This window comes from Acidobacteriota bacterium (genome assembly GCA_026393675.1).
Classification (GTDB): domain Bacteria; phylum Acidobacteriota; class Vicinamibacteria; order Vicinamibacterales; family JAKQTR01; genus JBAXOX01.
Genome location: JAPKZQ010000033.1, coordinates 1 through 5,772 on the forward strand (window position 1 = coordinate 1; position 5,772 = coordinate 5,772).

Below are 5,772 nucleotides of genomic sequence, written 5' to 3' on the forward strand. Positions count from 1 at the left end.
GGACTGGTCGCTCGCCTCCGATAGCTCCCCACCCCGCCTCGCGGCGGCGCAGTAATCGTCGGCTTCAGGCCGGAGAGCGTTTGCCTGGAGAGGACTTGCACCTCTCGGGTCATGGCACACTTACAGGCGCACGGATCGCCGGGCTCCAGCCCGGCCTCCCGCGTCGTCTACCGCACCGATCGCATGCGCGGCAGGCACTGCCGCGTGGTGCACTTCTCACAAAACGAAAACTCCGGGCGGAACCGGTGAATCGGGCCGGCGCCCGCCACGAGCACGCCCGACACCGACTTGAGCGGCTGCATCAGGTAGCTGTCGTTGAGGCTGATCCCAATCTCATCCGGGCCCAGCCTCTCGAACAGCTTGCGCTGCGCGCTGATGTGCCAGCCGCAATAGCCGGGGCTGTAGCCCAGCACGGCAGTCCCCTCGCCCGACACGCGCTCGCGGTATCGCGCGGCGAGCCGGTCGGTCAACAGGTCGGCCGAGACCGACGCGACGGCATCGAGCACGAAGCCGCGCGCCATGTCGTCAGCGGCAAAGAGCTCCGTAATCCTGGCGCTGACCTGTTCTCCCAGCGTGGCCACAAACAGCGCCAGCGAGTCAGCCCGCGGGTAGATCTGCTCCAGGGGCGTCTCATGGCTGTTGCGGCCTTCGCCGGCATAGACCGTGGCAAACTCCTCGGCGGACACATGGTCGACCAGGCCCCTCGGCTCGGCCAACCGCTCGAATTCATCGGTGGCCGACTCGACCAGCGCGCCCGTCCGCGAAGACACCTCCGCCGGCGACGCCATCCCCATACGCTCGAGCACATCGCCGCGCGGCGGCATCGCCTCGGCGACCGAGAACACGATGCGCTCTCTCATTGCTCGCGCGCCGGCAGGGACTCCATGCCATAGCGTCGGGCCTCGCGCTCCATCACCGACGTCAGATCCTGTCGCACCTGGTCCGACACCCGCGAAGGCGTGTAACTGGCAATCAGACGTGCCACTTCCCGCACGGCCCGTTCGCGCAGCGTGAATCCCCCGTCTTCGAGCCAGCGCGCCTGATTGGCGCGGTCGATGACCGGGCCCGGAAACGCGATCTCCTCGCGCAAATGTCGGCGCGTATGCTTCGCAATCAAGAGGTGCTTCTCCCGAAGCAGTGCCCGGAACAGCGGCATCGACGGGAAATCCTCTCTCGGCTCGATGCCCCGCAGCAGCCGCGCGGTCATGCCGCAGATTTCGTTGTCGACGACAAGCTTCTCGAGGCTCTGGCAACTCTCGAAGTCGAGCATGCCCGGACCCGAGATGCTGTTGATCCCGGACAAGGCGGCCAGCACCGCCCCAATCCCGGTTTCGAGCCCCGCCTGCGCATCGAGCTGTTTGGCATCGCTCAGCGAGATGTAGGCCTGCGTGGGCAGGCCCAGCGACTTTCCGATCTCGCTGTTGGCGCAGTCGAGCATCATCGTCTCGATCGCGCCCATTGGCGTCGTCTCGAAGCGCACGTCGAAGATGGCCGGCGAACCGCCATACAGGATGGGATGTCCGGGGCTGGTGAACTGGCTGATCACGATGCCGCTGAGCGTCTCGGCGGTCTGCTGGATGAGGCTGCCGACCAGCGTCACCGGCGCCATGAAGCCGGAGAGCGGCATCGAGATGAATTCCACCGGGATCGACCAGCGCGCGCAGTCGACCAGGTTCTGGCTCGTCACGTCGCTCCACTTGATGGGCGCCGTCGGACAGCACGAGAACACCGCCAGCGGTTTCTCCTTGAGGGCCTGCGCGCTGCCTCTGACGGCCAGCAGCAGATCCTTCATGACCTCGAACGCTTCGATGGTGAAGGCGCCCGTGACAACCGGCTTCTCACCGTAGAGCAGGCTGAGATAGAGACGGTAGCTATCCGAGATCCGCTCGTGCACGTCGGCGGGAATCAGGGCGGTGCTCTGCGACGCGATGTTCGCCAGGCCACTGACGAGCTTGGCGTACTTCACGTAGTCGGCCGTCGTCGGCTTCCGACTCCTGACGCCGTCCTCGTCAAGGATGTTGATGGCCGCCGAGCCCGGCGTGAAGTAGACGTTGCTGTCGGCGAAATCGTGCGTCTCGTTGCCGAGCGCGTCGTACAGCTTGAACGAATGCGCCACGGTGCTGAGTGCGCGATCGATGATGTCCGGCGTGAGAAGGACGTGCCACGCGTCCAGGTTCACCGCGGCCCCGTGGCCGGCCAGCATCTCCAGGACGGGCTTGTTGTGGATCTCCACGCCCAGGCCGCACAGGATGTCGCGCGCCTCGCCGACAATGCGCTGGATCAAGGTGTCGTCCAGCAACCTCAAGCTCGGTCTCATGTGTCTCCCTTTCCGTTAACGCCCCTGCAGATCCTTCTGGCGGAGGAATGCCTCGACGGCAGCCAAAAAGTCCGTCAGGTATTCCTCGCTGGCGGCTTTGCCGAGGTGCCCCACGCGGAAGATCTTGCCAGCCAGTTTACCAAGTCCTCCCGAGATCGCGATGCGGCGCTCATCGAGGAGCCACCTGCTGAATTCGGACACGGTGAACTCGGGCCGCGCATGGAACGCCGTGACCATCGGTGCCGCGAACAACTCCGGTACGTACGGCACGAAGCCCATCTTGCTCAGGCCCTCGCGGATGACCCGTCCGGCGCGGGCGTACTTCGCAACGTGCGCCGGCATCCCGACGCGAGCGATCGCCCGCAGGCTCGTCAAGACGCCGAGCAAGGTGTTCGACGACACGGTGACGGGCGTCGGGTGCCACGCGCCCCATTCCTTTGCGTACGTGCGCCAGGTCCTGAGGTTCAGGTACCACCCATGACCCACGCCGGTGTGGCTGTCGACCGCCTCCCACGCGCGTGGACTGACACTGACGAAGCCCAGGCCGGCCGGCCCTTCGAGACACTTGTTCGCGGCCGTCACACACACGTCGATCCCCCACGCGTCGACGGGGAGGTCCACCCCACCAAGCGACGAGACGGCATCGACCACCACCACGCGTCCGGCCGCACGGGCCACCGCCGCCAGCTCGCGGAGCGGGTTCAACACGGTTGTGGACGTCTCGTGGTGGATGATGGCCACGACCCTGGCGTCCGGGTGCTCGTCGCACAACGCGCGCAGCGCCCCGGGGTCGAGCGGCTGGCCAATCGGCGCCGCCAGCGGCACGACGTTCAGCGCATACGCCGCCGCGATCTCCATCAACCGATCGCCAAAGAACCCGTTCTGACCGACGATAATCTTCTGGCCGCTCGGGAGGAGGCTGCCCATCGCCATGTCGAGCACGGCGGAGGCGGGACCCGGCACGATGAACAGATCGTTGGTCGTCCCGAAGATCTGCTTCAGCAGCGTCTGGGCTTCGCCAAACGTCGCCATCCATTCGGGGCCGTAGTGACGTTGGACGGGCAGCGCCATCGCGGCGAGCACCTCACCGTCCACATCGCCGGGCCCCGGGATAAAGAGCCTCACGTGATCCGTCATTTGTGTGCCCCGAGGGCTGCCCTGGCTGTCCCCGTCTTCGCGTCAACCTTCTTCGCCAGTACCGACTTCGCGCCTCCCGCCTGCTCGTCGGCGACGTCGGTCACGACGGTGCGACTATCAGCGGGCCTTGGCACGACCGCCAGCGCGCCGCGCTCGCCCGCGATGTAGAAGTCGTCACCTTTAATCGCAAGACCCACCGGTCGATCGAGACCAGGAATCGCATAAGCCGCCACGACGTTGTGCGTGGTCAAGTCAATGGTCAGCAACGTACTAAATGCCGCGCTGATCGCGTACAGGCGCCCGCCATCAACGGTTGCGCCCGCGACATAGTACTCATCGAGCGAGCGCTTGTCGCCGCTCAACCGCAATCCGGAGTCCGTGGCGAGCGCCGGCATGAACTCCTCCGACAGCGTCAGGTCGCGTCGGTCGAAGCGCGAGATGACGAACCGCTTCACCTTCGCGTTTGGCACGGTCACCGTGTAGACAGATTTGGTCGCAGGATCGAAGGCGAGCGACATCGTGTACATCATCCGCGCGCGCACGGTACCCAGACGCGAACGCGACACCTCGTCAAACGTGTCGAACGACTCGAGGAAGAACCGGAAGTTCTTGTCCGCGTCGGCCTTGTCGTTCTCGCGGAGCACGACGTAGCTCTTGTTCTCGCCCACCGCCATCACGACCCTGCGCTCGAGGAACGTCGCGCCCGCGAACTGGCCCAGGTCGATGGAAAACCCCGGGTCGACGACCGTGTACCTCGCCACGCGTCCGAGCGAGCCGTCGGTGATGTAGACGCCGGACTGCGTCGTCACCAGGAACCGATTGGTCGCCTGCTCGTACGCGAGATCGGTGACGCTACCCCGCAGCGGCAAGGCCAGGGCGCGCTGCTCGCGAATCGGCAGCACGGGGAGGTTGGCGAGCGGCCCGGCCGCGGGATCAGCCGGCAGGCCTGCCACGCTGGGCTTCTCGATCGCCCACCGACCGCGCAGCGACACGGGTGCGGGCGACCACTCCTCGAGCGACCACACCCAGTGCTTCGGAGCAAACGAGAAGCGGATCGGATCGCTCTGGCCCATGTACGGCGGCGGCCCCGTGCTTGCGAACGCCTGGATCATGTTGCCCGCGACGACCACGAGAAAGACTCCGAAGGCGAATCGTTCGAGCGGGCGAAGGGTGCGCGGTTCGGCGCGCGTCTCGCCTTCTTTGAGCAGCATCAGCAGCACGCCCATCGTGACGGTGCAGACCCAGAAGATGAAGAGCGCCCATGTGTAGGTGTGCGCGCCCAGAATCTCGAGACTGAAGCCCTGCCCCACATCGCGCGCCGCGTGCATCCCCGTATGCCGCAGTCCCATGAAGATGCCCCACGCGCCCAGCAACACCGACAGCCCGAGGTACTTCGGCCGCGGTCCGTAGCGGAGCACGAAGAGACCAGTCAGCGCGACCAGCACCATGCCGGTGCGCTGCTCCCAGCACATCACGCAGGGCGAATCGCCGTCGAGAAACCCCAGCAGGAAGACGGCCGTGCCAACCGGTATGGCGGCCAATGTCAGCACCGTGAGCGCGAGGAGGGAATACAGGAATCCGCGCTGGGTATTCATGATGTGCCTGCGTCTCAGTAATTCACGCCCGGGAGCAGCCCGGTCCGGGTGGCCATCGAGAAGAGCCCCACCATCAGCAGGACGCTCAGCACGAGGAGGCGGAAGGCGAGGCGCTCCCTCTCGGGCTTCCGGAATACGAGATATGCCGTGATGAAGATCAGGACGAAATTCATGAATTCCACGCGATCCTCCTGTGGCCTGGCGTCCGGGGGGTCTGGGGCTTGAGACCCGGTAGGAACGGCCGAGTCTACCAGCGGACGGCCTCGATCAGCAACGCAGGCGTGCTTGCCACGGTGGTGCACGCGTGATACAAACGGCCGGCATCGGAAAGTGGAGTGCGGACACCGTAGTCGGGATTCGGGATTCGGGGGTCGGGGTTCGGGATTCGGGATTCGGGACAAACCCGGGGGCGCGATTGATCGCGCGTTCGTGCGGGAGGACGGTTTCCGAAGCGGCCCCTCGAACCAAGCCGACAGCGAAGTCCTGAGCGAAGTCGAAGGGCGTCAGTCTGCAAAACGTGCCGCGAGGGCCAAGACAGGACCGGGGCTAGGGTAGGGGCCCCGACCGTCAGGTCGGCGACACGTCCCGGCAAGGCGCGTTTTGGTGCGCCGTGAAGCGGCGTGTTCCTCGTGGGATGAAAGGAGCCCACCCCTATGAACCGCTGAGCAGTAGGGTAGCGCGGTCCCCTGCGTGAGGTCGTGAGACCTCCAGCAGAAGCGGGAC

The 5,772-nt window shown here is 65.8% G+C and carries 5 protein-coding genes; all 5 read right to left on the reverse strand.

The features are described 5' to 3' along the window. Positions 1-167 precede the first annotated feature (167 nt). The 5 genes from NT151_08690 to NT151_08710 are packed head-to-tail and all read right to left on the reverse strand — an operon-like array spanning position 168 to position 5,231. On the reverse strand, positions 168-860 hold the full coding sequence (locus NT151_08690) for a hypothetical protein (protein MCX6538995.1): 693 nt from the start codon (positions 858-860) through the stop codon (positions 168-170). After that, positions 857-2,317, reverse strand: a complete 1,461-nt coding sequence (locus NT151_08695) for a trimethylamine methyltransferase family protein (GenBank protein MCX6538996.1) — start codon at positions 2,315-2,317, stop codon at positions 857-859. Before NT151_08695 ends, NT151_08690 begins: the two co-directional genes overlap by 4 nt. 15 nt (positions 2,318-2,332) lie before the next feature. Beyond that, on the reverse strand, positions 2,333-3,442 hold the full coding sequence (locus NT151_08700; protein ID MCX6538997.1) for an alanine--glyoxylate aminotransferase family protein: 1,110 nt from the start codon (positions 3,440-3,442) through the stop codon (positions 2,333-2,335). Between the two features lie 8 nt (positions 3,443-3,450). Then, the gene (locus tag NT151_08705; protein ID MCX6538998.1) at positions 3,451-5,049 is read right to left on the reverse strand and encodes a disulfide bond formation protein B; all 1,599 of its coding nucleotides are present in this window, start codon (positions 5,047-5,049) and stop codon (positions 3,451-3,453) included. Between the two features lie 14 nt (positions 5,050-5,063). Continuing rightward, positions 5,064-5,231, reverse strand: a complete 168-nt coding sequence (locus NT151_08710; protein ID MCX6538999.1) for a hypothetical protein — start codon at positions 5,229-5,231, stop codon at positions 5,064-5,066. Between the last annotated feature and the right edge of the window lie 541 nt (positions 5,232-5,772).

Coding starts and splice junctions, on each gene's coding strand:
- NT151_08690 (MCX6538995.1), bottom strand. CDS start 860: ATGAGAGAGCGCATCGTGTTCTCGGTCGCCGAGGCGATGCCGCCGCGC.
- NT151_08695 (MCX6538996.1), bottom strand. CDS start 2,317: ATGAGACCGAGCTTGAGGTTGCTGGACGACACCTTGATCCAGCGCATT.
- NT151_08705 (MCX6538998.1), bottom strand. CDS start 5,049: ATGAATACCCAGCGCGGATTCCTGTATTCCCTCCTCGCGCTCACGGTG.